The sequence below is a fragment of the Bradyrhizobium sp. USDA 4011 genome (assembly GCF_054063415.1).
In genome coordinates, this window is record NZ_JBSSGG010000001.1 from 143,820 (window position 1) to 160,291 (window position 16,472).

The window sequence follows — 16,472 nt, forward strand, 5'->3', positions numbered from 1 at the left end:
CCGGCTGTGCCCTCCCGCTTACGACCGATTTCCCCAGCCCCTCCCGGCTACGATTGATTTTGAAAGGAACACACCATGCCCGACCGCTTCGAATACACCTCGGAAGAGCGGATGTTGCTCGCCCACCTAGCCCAAGGTCAGCAGACTGATCGCGACTGCACTCCTGAACGCGTGCTCGTCAATCGCGCTTTGGCGCGCCGCGTCGATCCCGGCATGATCGAGATCACGACGGCGGGCCGCGACGAACTGGCCAGGATCAACCCAGGCGCGGCATTCTCCGGTCCCATCGAAGGCGCGCGCGCAGGCATCCTCGAGGCGCTGGGCGGCGCGCTCGCAAGGCTGCCGGTTTCTCCGCCGCCTCTGGGTCACCACCTGACGGACGATGAGAAGGCCTTCATCGCTCGCATGGCGCCGCACGTCATGGCCGGCAAGACGCTGGAGGAAGCTGCGGCGGCCGTCGTCCAGGACGATGAACGCCTTTGGCTAACCGCCATGGAAGACTCTGACGTCGGCCGCGCGATCCGCGACGGCCTGGCAAGCATGGTTCATTCAGCCGCGAGGGCTCGGCCATGAGCGAGCGCAAGCACCCGTTCCACTGGGACACCTATAACAGGCTACTGGATGCGCTGACGCGCGTGATGGACTCGAATGACCGACGATTGATGCCCGAGGTACGGCAGAAGATCTGCGCAGCGCGGGCGGCGATCTATGAGGCTTGGGAGGTCCAGGCCGCGCTTGAGCGAGCGGAGGGACAACGCCAATGACCGAGCAGATTTTGGCGGCGGCCGGCATCAGGATCGTGACCCGCGCCGAGTTCGACGCCGCAACCGACGTGCCCGCCGGCGTGCGCCAGGTGGCCGATCGCCTCTTCAAACGCTGGGGCGGCGACTTCGTGGTTTACGATCCAGCCGGCGGTGATGACGGCTGGCTACTGATCGACGACGACCGCGAACAGATCATTGGCGAGACGGTGGAACACCTGGGACGGCTCAAACCTGAGCCGACCGCGCCGCCAGCGCAAGGCTCACTGTTCTAACCCCCGCATACGATCGATTTTGAAAGGAGATGTCGATGTCCAGAACCGTCCGACGTGTGCCCGCCGGTTGGCAGCACCCTCGCAACTCCTGGGGGCGATACGCGCCGCTGCTCGAGTCCGCCCCGGTTGCGCCCTCGCCCGATTCTGACCGCTGCATGCCGGCATGGCCGGCGGCGGAGCGGACACATTGGCAGTTGTACGAGACCACCAGCGCCGGGACGCCGGTTTCTCCGCCCTGCCCGTCACCCGAGGCCTTGGCCAAGTGGCTGGCCGACCACCATGTGGAGGCCGCGCCCGGCTTCACGGGAACGGAGGCGCAGTGGCTGGCTGCGATCAAGCGAGGAGCCGTCATCCCGCCGGTGATGACCGTCGGCAAGCGCCAGGTCCATCCGCTCGATTACACCTGATCGGCCGGGACTCCCGGCTACGATCGATTTTGTGCTACCCCCTCGGCTACGGCCGATTCCGGGCGATTGTGCCCAACCGGAAAGGAATTTTCAGATGTCCCCACCCCGATTTGTTCATCGCAAGATCTCGGCCGAGGACTTCAAGGCCGAGTTGGCCAAGCAGGGCATGTCCGTGTCGGCATTCGCCAGGATCTGGTGCCAGAACCTCACGACGGTCACGAAATGGGCCAACGGCGGGAACGACATCCCAACCTGGGTGCCGATCGCGCTGACCATGATGACGCTGCCGAACGCGCACGGGACGGCGCGAATGGCTGCGGCTGCGATGATCCAGCAGGACCGGCTGCATCCTGACCTCGGCGAATTCCCCTATCAGAAGCTTCGGCAGATGCCGGCGGATGCCGACATCGAGGACTGAGGCCCGGTTACCCCGGCCTTTGCAGGAGAAGTGAGGGCGAGCGCCATCGCCGATGCAGCGAGTGCGTGCAGTTTCATTATGTCAGTTCCTGAATTGGTTTAGGTTTTGCGTCGCGCCTTGAGGCCGGCGAGGATCGTCTCCATCACGCCTGCGACCCAGGCGGGAGTCTCGCTGTTCACGGACAGCCGGATATGGATCTACGGAAATGTCGCGGTCCTCAGCCCACTGGCGAGCCAGCAGATCTGCTCCTGACATCTCCCCCTTCGACAATGCATGAGATCTTGCTGCGCTCATGGACGGCGTCCAGAACGCGATACAAGGTGCTTTTATCGCGATAGTCGCGACCACCGAACACGACCACGCGGAAGTTCGCCTTCAGCAGGATCGAGTCCCCATGACACCGATGCGGCGCGCAGTAGCACTTCAACTTCCGGCCGGTCAGAGCCGAGACGTCCATGTCTGGCAGCTGCTCGCAGTCGAACAGGTTGCAGACCTGGTCACGGTCGCCGTGCGCCCTGATGACGAACCGGTTGCCATAGGGCGAGCCGCGGCCGATGTAGACCGCGTCTGCGTGCGCATCACCGTGATGGATGTTGTAGAGCCGAGGAGCTGGCATCGCCTTACTTGATCGTCACGTAGATATTGCCCTTGTACCGCTTGAACTGGAAGGTCACCGGCAGACCGCGCCCGACCATATCCATAGATTGGGCGCCGGCTTTCGCCGTGTGGCAGTGGCTTTGGATCAGTGCGACATAGGTCGTTCCGGAGGGGGCGGTGTCCCCTTTCACCTGGTACGAGTCGGGGGTGCAGCTGAAGTCTTCCTTCCCCATCGTCATCGAGAACTCGTACTTCGAGACACTCAGGATGTTTCCACACTTCCCGCCGTTCTCGCTTTCGTCGACCCAGCTCGGTAGCTTCCAGTTGGTCTCGCCGCCGTAGGCCTCGCCGTTGCACCACTCGCCGACGAAGTCGATGGGCATCTGCTTTAGCGGGGCGGCATGGGTAATCGTAGTGCAGCAGAGAGCAGCGACCAGTATCAGGATCTTGTTCATTCTCACTTATCCTTAAAGGCAACGCCTTGTTTCTTGCAGGCCGCAACGAAGTCACCGATTTTCTCAGGCTCGTCGAGGAAGCCCTTGATGTCAGCGACAGTGCGGTGAGCCTTCGCATAGTTCCGGCAGATATCTCGCAGGTAGGCAGGACCCTCCGAGATCCAGCACGAAGGAGCTGGAGCGCAGGCGAGAGCCGGTGTGGCAATCGCCGTCGCGACCAAAATTACGAATTTCTTCATTGTCATTCCCCAGGTTTACCCGTCATCCAGCTGAGTTGCTGGCCCATCATCAATCCTTCCATAGGCACATCGACCTCTCCGAACAACAGTCTGAAAGTCGGGGGCAGATCGAAGGGGATGAGGCTGGACGCCGCGGCGGATCGCTGGTTGAAGGCAACCGGGTCGCCTACCCCCCTGGTTGGAACGCCTTCGGAAAACGGGTACAACGAAGCGGACCCGACGGACTCGAGCCGCCAGACGACGTTCCTGTGCGGGAAGGACAGTTCAGCACGCTGTAGCTCAGGTGCTCAGTCTGTTGATCGATCAGACCTTGCCGGAATAATTCCTGTGGGTTTCCGGACCTTCCTTGATCAATATCCCGCGGATGCACATCTCACGGGAGAAGGAATCATAGGACGTGCCGCGGTCCCATTCACCTTGCGGAATCGCAGCGGGTTGAAAGTTCACATGTCCCCAACGTGTCGCGGAATCTCGATCGACGACGCGCTTCCACGGTGATTTATCCACAGATCGGCCCCTATCTCGAGCACTTCATCTCCGGTAGCGCGCTCCCGCCTTGCTGCCAAGCGGCCGGCAAAGGCGGCGTCCTCGGCGAACATAGTGCTTCAGGGCGCGGCTGCAGGCGCCGCTGCGGCGGCATCCAGCGCGTCGCGTCGCCTCTTCTCCGCCTGCATGCGCTGAAACCCCGTTGCTTGCCCAGCGCGTCGGCGCGCGGTGACGGTTCTCTCGACATGCCTCCCTCCTACGATCTCATGCGGTTTGCTCGAGCCTGGACGCCCTTCCGAACGTTGTGTTCGGCGCATTTGCAGGCACCGTTGTCCAGATCCAGGGCGCGCGATCGATCGTCCCGGATCTCGATGACGTGGTCGGCATAGACCTGGTCGCCATTGGCCCGGCTCCGCTCGCACCGGCGGCCGTCCTCGACGTGCTCACAACGCCAGCCGGCGCGGTCCTTGACCTTCCTGGCCCAGTCCTTGTGCTCGATGGTCTGATAGTGCGGATCCGCACGCTTCGGCGGCGGCTTCACCTTCCTGGTGTCGAGTGTCGGAACTCTGGGTGCTAGCGAGGGAATACGGGCTTTCCTCGGCCTCATCTCTTTTCCCCCCGTCGCGGCCCGAACATACGCCGGCCTATCGCGCGCAGTATCTCACGTTGGTCCCAGGTCAATTGGTCCTTGTCGACATCAACGAGCAAAAGCCCGTACTCCCTCCAAACCCGCTGCTTGGTCTCGAGAGGCGTCTCGCGCGTGTTCGGAGCAAACCGACCGAGTGACATGCGCGGAACCTACTTCTTGAAGCCCATGCCGGCGGCAATCTTCAGCCGCCGCACCGCATCCCATGTCCGGTCGATGATCTCGACGCCGTCGTAGTGATTCACGAGCGCGTTCAGCGCTATCCGGAAGTCGGAATTGTTGGTGCGGTGCTCCTCGCCGCCGCTCAGACGGACGTCCTCGCTGCTGTGCTCGAGCCCGATTCTGACGACGAGGAGATCGAACTGCCGCTCGCCCAGCCGGCGCTTGATCTCGTTAAGGCGCGCGCTGGCCTCGAGGGCAATGGTGTGCGACGGCGAGCCGCCCCCGCCGCCGTCGACCTTTTCCTGTAGCGCGAAGCCGCGCGACCCATGAAATGTGGCCAAGTCGAAGTCCCGCCGGAAGCGATCCGCCGCGCTCTGTCGCAGCTTGTCCTCGGGATCTCCGGCACCACGTTTCCGCGCCTCGGCGAGGTTGAGATGCGACGCCCGAACCGTGTCGACCAGGACGTTGAGCGACGGGTTGTCTGGGTCCGGAATGGTATGCTTCCGCTTGCCGCTGGCCAGGCGCTCTGCTTCAGCAGCCGCCTTCTGCTCCTTCTTTGTCAGCTGCTTGCCCCAGAGATTCAGCGGGTCGGTGGAGTCGATCGCACCGCTGCGGAAGCCCTGCTGAAATAGCTTGTTCCGGCGCAACGCTTCCTGAACCCGGCGCGCACCCTCGGTGTCGCGATCCATCAGGTACTCGACCACAAACTCCTGGACGATGCGTTGCCGGCTGCGCGCCTGCTCGAAAAGGAGTTGTCCTTCGTAAGTCAGCCCCTTGTACGACTCCATGGGCCGTGCCCGGCGAATTTCGCGCATGAATGCTCGAGCGCGACGATCGCGTTCCTTGTCGACGTGTACCGTCGCGACATCCATAATTTGGGACTGAGACATTCCATCCTCCACGCAGAATCCCGAATAGGTTCTGCGGAGGTGATTTGTCTATAATTGCAAGCGCAAAGTTGACGGCTCATCCACCGCCAAAGCAGACCTTTGTTCGAAGTCAGCTAATCCAACGGACGGCTGCAACGTCCGCTTTGGGAAGGGCGGCCGACTAGGTCAAGCGGATCGCCGTGGTCAGCTTTTGACCCGCCTCGACAAGCAACCGAACAAAGAACTGACCATCCGCAACTTTGCAGTTTTCTCTCCATGCTCGAAGCTGCCGCGGTCGCAAAAGTCAAATAGACGACAGAACAGGTAAGCCGCGGATCATCGAGTAAATGAGAAGGCAAATAGATAATCCACCGAACATAAGCGGCAGGATCACAAAGATGGCCAAGCCGATCGCGAACTGCTTGCGCTCTCGTTCTACAGGTTGAAGCAACTTCGCATGTTCGCGTTTTAGAACTTCAGAGCGGGCGTCGGCTTCCGCAGCTGCTTTCTTGACGATCAGAGGTACCTCATCCTCATCCAGCTCGCCTATATCTTCACCAGCTGCGATCATCTCTCTGAAAAGCTCTGCTTGCTCTCTAAATATCCTCTCATTTTCCGCCATGAGCGCGAGTATCATTGCTGACACGGGCTGCAGTGACGTAGCGCTTAGCCGGTTGGTCGCCCACCATTTTCGAATGTCGGTCGTAGCAAGGGAGTGGAGGCTCGCGCCGTAGAATACAATGGTGATTGCTATAAAAACTGGGATGAACTTCACAACATGAACGTCAATCTTGAACGGCCCTAGATCGACTTCCTTGACTATTCCGACGGTTGCAATGACAGCGCCAATCGTGGAGACAAGCATTAGCTTATCGATAACAGACCGCGTAGCCGAGCCGAAAGGATCGACGGACGATTTTTCGACGAGCCGCGCCAGATTCTCATTTGCAGCCCGCACTTGTTCTGTGATTTCGGCGGCCCTCGTGGCGAATGGTTTTCCGTTTTTCTCTGCGCACGTCATATGACTTGCTCTCCACAAAGGGGCAATTTTGGGCACACTCCGCTACCGTGTTGATCAGGCATTGTCGCGGCCTGATTCTCAGGCAAAGACATGCGGAAGCGGCCCCCTCCGCACTGAGATTCCCGGTCTCTCCATAAGTATGGCTCTAAGGTCTGACGAAGACCCATGCGCCGGATTGGCTCGCGGCTGTTCGTCCGCGCGGGGCCTCCCATAACCAGTCAGCCGGATTCCCCTCGACAAGAGTTTTGCCGTCACTCGACAGTGCAACCGAATGGCCAATTGTGCGGCCGACCGCGCCCGAGCCAACAAGCTTGGCTCCCAACTGCGACCATTTTCCGTTGGCGTAGGTAAATACCCATGCTGCCCCTGTGTAGTTGTTATCTAATGGCCCCCCAAGCGCGACAGTGCTGGCATCACCAGAAATTGCAACTGATTCTCCCTGTTGAACGCCAAATGTCGAAACGGGCACGTAGCCGGTCCCAACGAGTTTCAGTCCGTCTTGAGTCCATGCCCCACCCGATCTTCTGAAAATCCACGCCGCTCCAACGGCTTTGTTATCGGTATGACCTCCAATAACCGCGGTATTACCGTCGGCAGATAGTGCGACCGAACCACCTTGCGACGATGCGTTGACAGCGCCATTGCCAACTAGCTTATATCCTTGTTCGTCCCAATCATCGGTTCGTGTGAAAATCCACGCAGCACCGGAGTCATTGTTGTCGTCCAGTCCACCTATTATCGCAGTATTGCCGTCATTCGACAAAGCCAGCGACCAGCCAAAGGAGGGAGCACCTTGCCTGTCATTAGGCACAAGCTTTCGTCCTTGATCGCTCCACGTTGTACCTTTGCGAGTGAAAACCCACACCGCTCCAATGAATTTGTTATCGGCGTCTGCTCCGATCATGGCAGTATTGCCGTCGTAGGATAGTGCTACGGCTCTGCCCTGATGGACTTCGGCACCAATGTAGTGGTCGCCGACCAGCAAGGATTGTTGACTCCAGGTGCCGTTGTTGCGGACGAAAATCCATGCTGCTCCAAGCCTTTTGTTGTCAAAGGGCCCGCCGACAATTGCGGTATTACCGTCGCCCGATAGTCCGACGGACATGCCTTGGAAAACATATGGGGCAGCGGTATAGCCGGTGCCGACGAGCTTAGCTTGCTGGGTCCAAGCGGAGCCGCTACGAACGAACACCCACGCTGCTCCTATCCCGCCAGCGTCGTATGGACCACCCATAATAAGGGTATTGCCATCCGCGGACAGCGCGGTAGCTCCGCCTTGGTTCGGGCATGGAGCGGGGGTGCCAACGATGCATGGCGCAAGAACGTCAGAGCCGACCAACTCCGAACCTTGTTGAGTAAACTGCGCCTCGGCGAACTGCGCAGAAGCGAGTGTAGTGATCGTTATCAGAGCTAAGTGGCGTAACCAAAACAAAACGAGGTTGGTCTTTGGAAGCATTGTAGCCTCCTATAAAAACAAAATAGTAAGAGTAATGATCGACTATATACCACAACCTGGGCGTGACGCCAACTACAAAGAGGGGCTTCAGTGCGAGTTACGTCGACTTGCTGCGAATGGCTTGTTTAGCAAAAACAAGCGCGAACAGTCGGCTTAGAACGGTATCTCCTCTCTGTCGGTGCTTCCAAACAGCATCCGCGGTCCGTTGAAGTCGATCTCTTTCCATTTGCTGCGGGTGCCGCTGCGGTTCTTGAAGACCGCGAAAGCTGCCTTCTCCTTCCAGATGTCGTATTCCCTCAGCCAGCGATCGCGCTGCTCCCGGCCCCTCAGATTGTCTTCCGATGCCGGTTCCGGCTCGTTGCCGCGGAGCCAAATCTTGGGAATGGTCAAGCCGATGATGATGTCGCTGTTCTCGACGATGAGGCCGCCGCCGTAGATATCGCCGCTGCCGAACTTCCAACTGGGCGCGCGTTGCCCTTCGCGGGTCAGTTGGGCGAGCTGCCACACGACGCCATCAAGTTCCTTGGCGAGATCCTTGGTGTAGGCCGAGGCGTATTCGACCGTACGGACGACATTCCAATGCTCCTGCTCGGGCTCGACCAGCTTCAGGTGGTCGATGCAGAACTGCTTCACGCCGTACCGGCGCTTCGCCTTCCGGAATTCGTTGCCGATCTGCTTGATGGTCATCCGGCTGCGGTCCTGGACCCAGACCTTGATCGACTCGAGCTGTTCCTTTGCCCGCCGGATATCGAGGAATTCTTTCTGGTTGAAGTCGCCGCTGATCTGCTTCTTGACCGAGACGCCGGACAACGAAGCGATGTCGCGATAGGCTATCTGCTCCGCGGACATTTCGAGGCTGAGTGAGAAGCCCGGGAAAATGCTCGTCTCGTCCAGCGATGGCCCGGCGTTGTCGCGGAGGATCTGCGCCATCAAGGCCGATTTGCCGTGGCCAGATGGCGCGGCCAGCGTGACAGTCGTTCCGCCGACGATCGGCCCGAGAACCTCATCCAATTCCGGGATCTTGGTGAGCACGCCGACCGCGCGCTTGCCCTGATGCTCGTAGGCCTCGCCTGCTTTGGCCATCGCATTGCCGGCAGCGTCACCGAGTGCAACGGCATGTCGCACTCGATCGTGGTCGTCGACCAAGCGGAGCATGTCGTCCAGTTCTTGGCGCGTTTGATCGAAGGTCTTGTCGGGCGCCGTGGCGATCTTCCCGAGTTGTATGCGGGCGCGTTCCCGCCACGCCAGAATGATGTCGTCGACGAAATCAAGCGCACTGCTGACGTCGGCGGCCTTCTCGATCAGGATCTGGAGAACGGCCTCGGTATCGCCGACTCCTTCAAACTCGGTCGGAAGTTTTGACTCGAGCAGCGACAGTGTGGGGCCCGCGCCGTTGAGGCAGCATTCCTCGATCGCGGAGAAGATCAGGCGGTGGTGGTGCAGCGTGAACTGGTCCGCCGACACTCGATCCGAGACGGCCCAGAAAGTCTCGGCCGAGCCCAAAATTTTTCCGATGATGGCTTCCTCAGCCCGAACGTTTTGGGTCGGCCTATTGGGCGTTGCGGCGGGGCGCTTGCTCATGCCGGCACCGCCTCGAGCTCGACCGCGGTTAGCATCGGATGGCTGGCGCTGATCCGCTTGGCCGCCATCTCGGCGTAGTCCGCGTTCAATTCGATCAGGATGGCGTCGCGTTGGAGCCGGTCCGCGACCAGTCCGGTGGTGCCGGCGCCGGCGAAGGGATCGAGCACGGTTCCACCCGGCGGCACGCCGGCCAGGATGCAAACCGCGGCGACCTCCGGCGGCATCACGGCAAAATGGTTAAGCCAATCGTGGTGGGAGCCGCATTCGCAATAGCGGAGCGTTAGCTTGCGGCCCTCGCGTTCGATCTTTTCGGTTCGGAGACGGCCCAGTTCGGCACTCGGGTAGAACCTGCGGCAATTGGTGCAAAACTCGTCGTTGAAGCCGCCGGGCGCGACCCACCATACGGACCGCAGCGCCGCGCCGTTGGCGCGCTGCTCCGCCACCGACATTCCGTCCCAGCGATCGTTGAAGCCGGCATGACGCCGGCCGTGGCCGCGCCGTCGATCGCGTTTGCGGGCGCCGGAGTGCGGCGGCTGCCCTTCCGGCGCATAGCCGTCGCCACTCACGACAAGCGCGCCCTCGCTGCCGAGTTTGTCCCGCATCGCGCGCGCCAATCGGCTTACCGACTCCGGCGCCGCCGGCAGCCTGACGTCTTCATAACCATGGTAGTAGGTCTCCGACTTCGTGAGGTGGAAGACGTATTCGTGCGCGCTCGTCGACCGATCCCGCGTACTTTCCGGCATACCGTTCGGCTTCGCCCAGATGTTGTCTTTGCGCAGCCACCAGCCGTCGGCGCGGAGCGCGAAGGCCAGCATCCACGGGATTCCAATGAGATCCTTCTGCTTAAGCCCAGCCGCCGGCGGCTCCCAGGCGCGGCCGATCGCTCCGTCGCCCTGGGCCTTCGCATGGTTGCCCGCCGGCAACCGGCTGCCGCGCTCGGTCTGCGCCGCGATCCTTGCACTCGCGCCGATCTCCCAGTTCTGGCGCACCACCATGGACGCTTCCTGTGACTGCAGCGTACCGAGCAGCGTCGAGGACGCCGCGGCAGGATTGCCGCCGCGGCCGGATCCCGCGTAGCAGTCGCCGATATTGATCCAGAGCGAACCGTCATCCCGCAGAACGCGCCGGATCTCCCGGAAGAGGTCGACGAGCTCCGTGATATAGGCCTCGGGCGAGTTCTCGAGCCCGATCTGGCCAGCCATCTTGTAATCGCGCAGGCGGAAATACGGTGGCGAGCAGACGCAGGCATGCACCGAGTTGGAAGGCAGGAGCCGGACAACCGAACGCGCGTCGCCATTCAGGATTCTCACTGTCATGGCAATGCCGCCTTCACGGCTTCGATGATGCCCGACCGCGCTTGCGCCTCAGATATCCGGACCAGAGGGATGTTGTAGCCCCGAAAAGCGTCGTCCTTGCGCTTATCCCGCTCGATGTTCTCAGGGCGCGAATGCCAATACTCTCCGTCCACCTCGATCGCGACACCTTCGGTCGGCAGATATGCGTCGACGACGAATCTGCCGATCCGTCGCTGCCGCTCGAACGTCAGCCCTAATGTGCTCAACGCGTCATATAGAATTCGCTCGAGGGACGTCGGGGCGGAAGCAGATCTGGTCGAGAAGAGATTGAGATTGTGGCTGTTGCTGCAGCTTCGCGAACAAAAGACGTTCGACCTGATCGCGCTCGGTTTGCGCCAAACTGCATCACCGCAATTTGTGCACTCGATACACGAACCGAGCCGCGGGGGGGATTGACGGTTCGCGATCGGATTTCCCGCTTTTGATAGGCCATAGCAGCGCCTGGAGCAGAAGCGGGTTGCCGTTCCCTTCCTGTGGAATGGCGCTCCACAGTTTGCGCAGATCTTAGTCCGCTTCCGGCTCACGTATTTTCGCCCGACGGAGTCGGTCATTAGTTGTGCAGTCAAGCTGAGGCCTCCACGCGCTGCCGCGCATTCCAGATGTCGAGGTAATCCGTCCGCATACGCGGCTCGGGCTGGCTGTCGTGAAGCTTGCCGATCGCGACCATACGTTCATGAAGCTTCCGCACCGCGACGCGACCGGCGGGCTCGGCTAGGATGAGCTCACCGTCCTGACGCCGCCACGGCTTGTCGCCGTCCGGGAAAGACGTGATCCTCTCCACCTCGATCGGCGGCTCGAGTCCTGCAACGCCGCTGGTGCTGAGGCCGGCCCAGACCGGGCGCCGATACTTGATCAGCGCGCGCGCGGCGAGACAGGTTTCCAGCCCCTCCCCGAGACCTATATGAGCCGCGACGCCGCCGATCCGCACGGCACCGCCAGCGGCCGCGCCAGCGCCAATCTTGGCCTTATCGACTGGCGCCTTTGCGGCCTTCGCCGGATCAAGGTGGACTTTCCAGATGGCGGTTAGGTCCCCGAAGACGTCGTCGACGCGGGCGACCAGCGTAGGAAAGGCCAACCGGTCATCAAGGTCGTACAGCACGCGCCCGTGAAACCGGAGACAGTCATCCCAGCCGCCGGGCGGCGCAGGAATGCCGCGGGCGAGGAGATAGGCCTCGGCGTGCGTCCCGACGATCGGCACGGCCTCCTGCCAGATCTCGGCGGCGCTCCGCTGACGGGCCTGGACGTGCTCCGCGGCACGCTGGTCGTCCGCCGCCCGCTTCGCTGCGGCTTCGGCCGCCCAGTCCTCGCGCCGTCGCCGCTCCTCCGGCGTCTCCTCCCGAGCGCGATCGAGCCCGACAAACTCCCGCGCGCTGTCGAATACCTCCGCATCGGCCTTGTGACTTCCGGTCATACCGTAGGCGAAGAGATTGATCTCGTCGCCGCCAATGCGGGCCGAGCTGCGCACCCATGAGCCGCGCGTGTACTTGCCGACCGTCGCCAGATAGACCTGAAACGATCCGAGGTCGCCTTTGACGCCGGGAGCGGGATACGCGATCTTGCCGCGCGTCTTGTACCCCTTCCAGAAGTGGTCAAGGACACGCTCCAACTGCTCGTTCAGCCGCTTCTTGATCTCGGCGGTGTCTTCGCGCGTCATGCCTCGACCTTTGGCCGGCCCGGCGCATCATCGGCGCCTAATGCCGCGTTGATCACCATATCTTTCGCTTCATTGACTGATTCCCGTCTCGGCTTCCCACGACCGAGCGGCTGTCGCTTGCCGCGAAATCCATGTCCGCCTTACCCGCTCGGCGGCGGGGACGGCTGGATTCGCAAGTAGCAAGGCGCGCAGCCTATCGATCTGCGCTCGCCGCCTCTCTCCCATGAATGGATAGATTTCGTCGCACACGGCAACTACGTCAGCGCGACGGGCCGCTTCCCAACGATAAAGTTGCTTCTTCCCGAGTCCTTGGGTATTCGAATAAGGGACAACCCGGCCGATATCGAACACGTCCCGCAATCTGGTCACGACGTCGCGGTCCGACATGACCACGCGAACTCGATGATGCATGTTCCGCCCGCGCGTCGGGAGTTGCGTTCGCACATTCGAGTAGATGCTGCCCTCGCCTTCAATAATTCCGGCGGCCCAAGCCAGCATGATGGGGTCGATGGCTTTCAATTCAGCGCCTCCGCAATGTCCTGGGCAAGATCCGCGAGCGAGACGACTTTCGACTCCGGTAGGCTCGGAACCTTTACGCCAGTTTCCAGCGCGATCGTCTCCGACATGCCGACGTATTGGACGCCGTGATAGTCGGTGGTGCGGATGCCGTGCCTCCGGAGAACCTCGGGAAGCACAGTCTCGATTTTCTTGGCGTTGATCTGCATCGTCTACACCCTCATCGGCATGAGGACGTACAGGATCGACTCGTCGGCGCCGCGCAGCAGCGCGGGTGACCCCGGGTCGCCGAGATCCAGCTTGACGGTGTCGCCTGGGATCTGCGTGAAAATGTCGTGCAGGTACCGGCTGTTGAAACCGATATCCATTCCCTCCCCCGCGTACTCTGCTTCAAGCTCGTCGGTGGCTGTGCCGGCGTCCGGGTTTTGACAGCTCAGGGTGATCTTGCCGGCACCAAGCGTCAGCTTCACTGCGCGGCCCTTCTCGCTAGAGATCGTTGCGACGCGATCGGTGGCGGCGAGCATGTCCTTGCAGACGACCGCGATCTTCTTGTCGTTGTTGACCGGGATAACACGACCGTAGTCCGGGAAAGTGCCGTCGATCAGCTTCGATGTCAGCACCAGGTCGCCGGCTGAGACTCGGATCTTGCTGCTGGAGGCCTCGACGAGGATTTCGTTCTCGCCAGCGTCAAAGAGACGCGTGATTTCGCCGACCGTTTTCCGGGGCAGGATGATCCCCTTCAGGTCCGCGGCTCCCTCCGGCAAGGGATACTCGACCTGGGCGAGGCGGTGACCGTCGGTGGCGACCGCTCGCAGTGTCGCGACATTTCCCTGTTTCACGGCATGCAGATAGATGCCGTTGAGGTAGAAGCGGGTCTCTTCCGTCGAGATCGCGAACGCTGCCCGATCAACCAGCCGCCGCAGATCCTTCCCGGCGACGGCGAAACTGACATTGAGGTCATCGGCCGAAAGGTTCGGATAATCGCTCACCGGCAAGGTCTGCAGCGTGAACCGAGAGCGGCCCGACTTGACGACTGCGATAGAGTCCCCTGTCTGCTCCAGCACCACCTGCGAGCCGGAGGGCATCTTCCGGACGATGTCATGGAAGAGCCTGGCCGGTACCGTCGTGCTGCCTTTCTCAGCCACCTCGGCACTGATAGAGTCGATGACCTCGAGGTCAAGGTCGGTGGCCTTGACGCTCAACTTATCCTGACTGATATCGATCAGGACGTTGCTCAAGATTGGAATGGTGTTGCGCTGTTCAACGGCGCGCGCGACGCGGCCGAGCAGCTTTGCGAGCGCGGCTTGTTCCATGACGGCTTTCAAAACGGGGTCTCCTTTCGAGATGGGGTGAGTGTCGGTTCGAAGAGATCGCCACGCGGCGCGGCGAAGCGCGGATCGAGGTGGCCGCGAAGCCACCAGGCCACACCGAGGCTTTCGGCAGCGTCGTAAGAGGTGATGGTCTTGTCGATCAGTTGGGCAAAGCCGAGCGACGTGTCCTTCGTCGCCCGCCCGGAGCCGGTGAAGGCCTTTCGCCAAGTCCCCTGATTGACGTAGATGAATGGGACGTCATGGGCGGCGCAGGTCTCCTGGGCGATCGCGCACAGTCCGTAGATCCGCAGGAACGTCTTCATCGGCGGCCGGGTCGACTCCGGCTCCGGGTTCTCCTCGGTCGGCTTGCCCTTGAGCTCGATGTCGGTGCGGAGCGGTTCTTCCGCGGCCACGTACTTGACCGCGTTGTCCTTGATGATCTGGTAGAGCGTCTTCCGGAAATGCCGGAACACCTGCCCCGAATTCTTGCCTTCCCAATGGAAGGCCCGGGCAAAGACATAGCGATCGCCGTCGAGCAGCGCGATGCCCGTTGTCGTCGCGATATCTAAGCCCAGGATCTTCATCGCGATCAGGCAGCCTTGATCGCGGTTTCGTCGAACCAGTTCTCGACCTGGCGGCCGTCGCCGGCGCGGTACCGGACCAAGTAACTATTGATGTGGTCCTGATACTCGGCACGGCCGATGACGGTGCCCTCTTCGTTGCTTTCGACCATCTTCACGGCATTGCTCAGTTCGTAGAGAAACGGTTTGCGCTTCATTCTCTGTCCTCTTGTTTCCGGCAGCGGAATTGCTGCGGGTCTCGATTAGGCTTTGCCTTCTTCGTCATCGCCGCTTCTGGCTCTCTCGCCTTCGGTCACCGGCGCCGGCATCGACAGGACGTGATCGCGCTCAGAGCGCGCATCGCGGAACGCTGAAAGCCATGCCTGCCCCTTGAGCGAGCCGATTTCGTACGGGTTGTCGGTTTCCTTGGAGCCGGGCTCGCTATCGAGACGGAAGCCGGCGGCGCGGCCCTCGAGCTTTGCCCTCTCGTCCTCGGGCGTCGGGCCGACGCCGGCCATGCCGAACAGTTCGAACTGCCTCGGGCTGAGCACCTTGCCGAGGTACCCGACGTAAACGCCGGCCTTGCTGACCTTCTCGCAGAACGCGTCGATGGCTTCGTCACCGCCCTCGACGAGCTCCAGCGCCAGCTTGGCAGCTTCGTTATGCAGGCCTTGCGCCTGGGTCTGGGCGTATGTCCCGCGCAACTTGTTCTTCGCGGTGTTATTGACCTCGTTCTGCGCGGCAGCTTCTGCCTGCGCGTTGCGAATACGTGAAAGGTTCGCGGAATCGAGGGCGGCTTGGGCAGGTTCGTTGGGCTTCGACATTGGGGTTCCTCTTGTTGTCAGTGGGTGATGAAGGCGACGGGCCTTTTCGATTGCCAGCAGAGGCCGCAAGTCGCGCATGCCTCGGTCCGGCCGAGCTGCTGAGGGCAAACGATCGCTTCCGCTGGTGCCTGCAGCGGCGTCTCAACCGATACGGTCGAGCATTCGTCGATCGGGGCATCGGAGAAACGGATGGCAAAGCGAATCCATTTCGCCAACACCAGGCGTACGAGCGCCGCGGCGATAGGATCGCGCTCGGCATCCCAGCGCGCAGAGAAACCGAAGACGTGCAACTGCGGCACTTCGGCGAGGAGACGCTGCCAAAGCGCGACATACGCAACCGAATAGAAGTCACCCAGGACGTGAAGCCGCACCACGAAACCGCGGCGATGCCTGCGGCCGAGCGCTCGGACCTCCTGCTCCAGCCGGGCTTCCAGCGCGGCGCCGCGGGCGAGTCGGTGCGCGTGCTGCATTGAATTGCCGTAGCAGGAACGCCAATGCCGGCAGGATAGCGGGCACGTCGCGCGCTCCTCGAGCGTCAGGGTGTAGATCGGGAAGCCTTTCCAGCGGCCCTTGGTGACGACCTTGCCGATCTTCGAGCTATTGAAGCCGCTCTTGAGGACGTCAAAACCGTATGACCCCGGGTCGACCACGGTCGAACGATAGACCGTCCGCCCCTCCACGATCGCGGGAGTGTCAAAGGCTGGGATCTTCGCGGGTCGACCGGCCAGCGACAGTGCGGACTGCCGCGAAATGTTCGTCGGTTTGATGCCGACCTTCCCCTTGATGATGAGGCGGAGATAGGCAGGCGATCCGCCGACGCGTGCCTTGATCTGCGGAACGGTCAGGTTCTCCGCGTGCAGCGCCCTCACCTGGTCGTGGT

23 protein-coding genes are annotated in these 16,472 nt (G+C 61.5%); 5 read left to right on the plus strand and 18 right to left on the minus strand.

The annotated features are described in order from the left end of the window. Window positions 1–75 precede the first annotated feature (75 nt). From ACVW1C_RS00675 to ACVW1C_RS00695, 5 genes are all read left to right on the plus strand, one after another. Window positions 76–573, plus strand: a complete 498-nt coding sequence (locus ACVW1C_RS00675; protein ID WP_456756726.1) for a hypothetical protein — start codon at window positions 76–78, stop codon at window positions 571–573. After that, complete coding sequence (locus tag ACVW1C_RS00680; protein ID WP_456756727.1) at window positions 570–764, plus strand: hypothetical protein; 195 nt, start codon at window positions 570–572, stop codon at window positions 762–764. The genes ACVW1C_RS00675 and ACVW1C_RS00680 overlap by 4 nt, the downstream gene beginning before the upstream one ends. After that, window positions 761–1,036, plus strand: a complete 276-nt coding sequence (locus tag ACVW1C_RS00685; protein WP_456756728.1) for a hypothetical protein — start codon at window positions 761–763, stop codon at window positions 1,034–1,036. Before ACVW1C_RS00680 ends, ACVW1C_RS00685 begins: the two co-directional genes overlap by 4 nt. 194 nt (window positions 1,037–1,230) lie before the next feature. Continuing rightward, window positions 1,231–1,443 (plus strand): hypothetical protein, encoded by a 213-nt coding sequence (locus ACVW1C_RS00690; RefSeq protein ID WP_456756729.1) that lies wholly within the window; start codon window positions 1,231–1,233, stop codon window positions 1,441–1,443. Window positions 1,444–1,537: 94 nt separating this feature from the next. Continuing rightward, entirely contained in the window at window positions 1,538–1,861 is a 324-nt protein-coding gene (locus tag ACVW1C_RS00695; RefSeq protein WP_456756730.1) for a hypothetical protein, read from the plus strand. A gap of 217 nt (window positions 1,862–2,078) precedes the next feature. Here the strand turns inward: ACVW1C_RS00695 and ACVW1C_RS00700 are convergent, their stop codons facing one another. The 18 genes from ACVW1C_RS00700 to ACVW1C_RS00785 form a co-directional block, all read right to left on the minus strand. Further along, on the minus strand, window positions 2,079–2,477 hold the full coding sequence (locus ACVW1C_RS00700; RefSeq protein ID WP_456756731.1) for a DUF4326 domain-containing protein: 399 nt from the start codon (window positions 2,475–2,477) through the stop codon (window positions 2,079–2,081). A 4-nt stretch (window positions 2,478–2,481) separates the two neighbouring features. Then, window positions 2,482–2,913 carry a hypothetical protein gene (locus ACVW1C_RS00705; protein ID WP_456756732.1) on the minus strand — a complete coding sequence of 144 codons (432 nt, stop codon included), beginning with the start codon at window positions 2,911–2,913 and terminating at the stop codon, window positions 2,482–2,484. Between the two features lie 2 nt (window positions 2,914–2,915). Further along, window positions 2,916–3,152 (minus strand): hypothetical protein, encoded by a 237-nt coding sequence (locus ACVW1C_RS00710; RefSeq protein ID WP_456756733.1) that lies wholly within the window; start codon window positions 3,150–3,152, stop codon window positions 2,916–2,918. Between the two features lie 742 nt (window positions 3,153–3,894). Next, window positions 3,895–4,179 (minus strand): HNH endonuclease, encoded by a 285-nt coding sequence (locus ACVW1C_RS00715; protein WP_456756734.1) that lies wholly within the window; start codon window positions 4,177–4,179, stop codon window positions 3,895–3,897. A gap of 257 nt (window positions 4,180–4,436) precedes the next feature. Next, window positions 4,437–5,336, minus strand: a complete 900-nt coding sequence (locus ACVW1C_RS00720; protein ID WP_456756735.1) for a hypothetical protein — start codon at window positions 5,334–5,336, stop codon at window positions 4,437–4,439. A gap of 283 nt (window positions 5,337–5,619) precedes the next feature. Next, window positions 5,620–6,336 (minus strand): hypothetical protein, encoded by a 717-nt coding sequence (locus tag ACVW1C_RS00725; RefSeq protein ID WP_456756736.1) that lies wholly within the window; start codon window positions 6,334–6,336, stop codon window positions 5,620–5,622. A gap of 145 nt (window positions 6,337–6,481) precedes the next feature. Continuing rightward, on the minus strand, window positions 6,482–7,792 hold the full coding sequence (locus tag ACVW1C_RS00730) for a hypothetical protein (RefSeq protein WP_456756737.1): 1,311 nt from the start codon (window positions 7,790–7,792) through the stop codon (window positions 6,482–6,484). Between the two features lie 153 nt (window positions 7,793–7,945). Then, on the minus strand, window positions 7,946–9,373 hold the full coding sequence (locus tag ACVW1C_RS00735; RefSeq protein ID WP_456762971.1) for a DnaB-like helicase C-terminal domain-containing protein: 1,428 nt from the start codon (window positions 9,371–9,373) through the stop codon (window positions 7,946–7,948). Continuing rightward, window positions 9,370–10,689 (minus strand): DNA-methyltransferase, encoded by a 1,320-nt coding sequence (locus tag ACVW1C_RS00740; RefSeq protein ID WP_456756738.1) that lies wholly within the window; start codon window positions 10,687–10,689, stop codon window positions 9,370–9,372. Before ACVW1C_RS00740 ends, ACVW1C_RS00735 begins: the two co-directional genes overlap by 4 nt. Beyond that, window positions 10,686–11,279, minus strand: a complete 594-nt coding sequence (locus tag ACVW1C_RS00745; RefSeq protein WP_456762972.1) for an endonuclease domain-containing protein — start codon at window positions 11,277–11,279, stop codon at window positions 10,686–10,688. The genes ACVW1C_RS00740 and ACVW1C_RS00745 overlap by 4 nt, the downstream gene beginning before the upstream one ends. A gap of 11 nt (window positions 11,280–11,290) precedes the next feature. Next, window positions 11,291–12,382: a DUF7146 domain-containing protein gene (locus ACVW1C_RS00750; protein WP_456756739.1), complete on the minus strand. Its 1,092-nt coding sequence runs from the start codon at window positions 12,380–12,382 to the stop codon at window positions 11,291–11,293. Between the two features lie 69 nt (window positions 12,383–12,451). Next, window positions 12,452–12,901, minus strand: coding sequence for a hypothetical protein (locus tag ACVW1C_RS00755; protein ID WP_456756740.1), 450 nt, complete (start codon window positions 12,899–12,901; stop codon window positions 12,452–12,454). Further along, complete coding sequence (locus ACVW1C_RS00760; RefSeq protein WP_456756741.1) at window positions 12,898–13,107, minus strand: hypothetical protein; 210 nt, start codon at window positions 13,105–13,107, stop codon at window positions 12,898–12,900. The genes ACVW1C_RS00755 and ACVW1C_RS00760 overlap by 4 nt, the downstream gene beginning before the upstream one ends. A 3-nt stretch (window positions 13,108–13,110) precedes the next feature. Then, entirely contained in the window at window positions 13,111–14,223 is a 1,113-nt protein-coding gene (gene dnaN, locus ACVW1C_RS00765; RefSeq protein WP_456756742.1) for a DNA polymerase III subunit beta, read from the minus strand. Further along, window positions 14,220–14,792: a hypothetical protein gene (locus tag ACVW1C_RS00770; RefSeq protein ID WP_456756743.1), complete on the minus strand. Its 573-nt coding sequence runs from the start codon at window positions 14,790–14,792 to the stop codon at window positions 14,220–14,222. The genes dnaN and ACVW1C_RS00770 overlap by 4 nt, the downstream gene beginning before the upstream one ends. Before the next feature lie 5 nt (window positions 14,793–14,797). Further along, window positions 14,798–14,986 (minus strand): hypothetical protein, encoded by a 189-nt coding sequence (locus ACVW1C_RS00775; RefSeq protein WP_173642664.1) that lies wholly within the window; start codon window positions 14,984–14,986, stop codon window positions 14,798–14,800. 45 nt (window positions 14,987–15,031) lie between these two features. Next, window positions 15,032–15,592: a hypothetical protein gene (locus ACVW1C_RS00780; protein ID WP_456756744.1), complete on the minus strand. Its 561-nt coding sequence runs from the start codon at window positions 15,590–15,592 to the stop codon at window positions 15,032–15,034. A gap of 17 nt (window positions 15,593–15,609) precedes the next feature. Next, window positions 15,610–16,461: a GP88 family protein gene (locus ACVW1C_RS00785; RefSeq protein ID WP_456756745.1), complete on the minus strand. Its 852-nt coding sequence runs from the start codon at window positions 16,459–16,461 to the stop codon at window positions 15,610–15,612. Between the last annotated feature and the right edge of the window lie 11 nt (window positions 16,462–16,472).

Bases quoted from the DNA above. Each gene is read 5' to 3' on its own strand.
- ACVW1C_RS00675 (WP_456756726.1), top strand. From the start codon at position 76: ATGCCCGACCGCTTCGAATACACCTCGGAAGAGCGGATGTTGCTCGCC.
- ACVW1C_RS00680 (WP_456756727.1), top strand. From the start codon at position 570: ATGAGCGAGCGCAAGCACCCGTTCCACTGGGACACCTATAACAGGCTA.
- ACVW1C_RS00685 (WP_456756728.1), top strand. From the start codon at position 761: ATGACCGAGCAGATTTTGGCGGCGGCCGGCATCAGGATCGTGACCCGC.
- ACVW1C_RS00695 (WP_456756730.1), top strand. From the start codon at position 1,538: ATGTCCCCACCCCGATTTGTTCATCGCAAGATCTCGGCCGAGGACTTC.
- ACVW1C_RS00700 (WP_456756731.1), bottom strand. From the start codon at position 2,477: ATGCCAGCTCCTCGGCTCTACAACATCCATCACGGTGATGCGCACGCA.
- ACVW1C_RS00705 (WP_456756732.1), bottom strand. From the start codon at position 2,913: ATGAACAAGATCCTGATACTGGTCGCTGCTCTCTGCTGCACTACGATT.
- ACVW1C_RS00710 (WP_456756733.1), bottom strand. From the start codon at position 3,152: ATGAAGAAATTCGTAATTTTGGTCGCGACGGCGATTGCCACACCGGCT.
- ACVW1C_RS00720 (WP_456756735.1), bottom strand. From the start codon at position 5,336: ATGTCTCAGTCCCAAATTATGGATGTCGCGACGGTACACGTCGACAAG.
- ACVW1C_RS00725 (WP_456756736.1), bottom strand. From the start codon at position 6,336: ATGACGTGCGCAGAGAAAAACGGAAAACCATTCGCCACGAGGGCCGCC.
- ACVW1C_RS00730 (WP_456756737.1), bottom strand. From the start codon at position 7,792: ATGCTTCCAAAGACCAACCTCGTTTTGTTTTGGTTACGCCACTTAGCT.
- ACVW1C_RS00735 (WP_456762971.1), bottom strand. From the start codon at position 9,373: ATGAGCAAGCGCCCCGCCGCAACGCCCAATAGGCCGACCCAAAACGTT.
- ACVW1C_RS00740 (WP_456756738.1), bottom strand. From the start codon at position 10,689: ATGACAGTGAGAATCCTGAATGGCGACGCGCGTTCGGTTGTCCGGCTC.
- ACVW1C_RS00745 (WP_456762972.1), bottom strand. From the start codon at position 11,279: ATGACCGACTCCGTCGGGCGAAAATACGTGAGCCGGAAGCGGACTAAG.
- ACVW1C_RS00750 (WP_456756739.1), bottom strand. From the start codon at position 12,382: ATGACGCGCGAAGACACCGCCGAGATCAAGAAGCGGCTGAACGAGCAG.
- ACVW1C_RS00760 (WP_456756741.1), bottom strand. From the start codon at position 13,107: ATGCAGATCAACGCCAAGAAAATCGAGACTGTGCTTCCCGAGGTTCTC.
- ACVW1C_RS00770 (WP_456756743.1), bottom strand. From the start codon at position 14,792: ATGAAGATCCTGGGCTTAGATATCGCGACGACAACGGGCATCGCGCTG.
- ACVW1C_RS00775 (WP_173642664.1), bottom strand. From the start codon at position 14,986: ATGAAGCGCAAACCGTTTCTCTACGAACTGAGCAATGCCGTGAAGATG.
- ACVW1C_RS00780 (WP_456756744.1), bottom strand. From the start codon at position 15,592: ATGTCGAAGCCCAACGAACCTGCCCAAGCCGCCCTCGATTCCGCGAAC.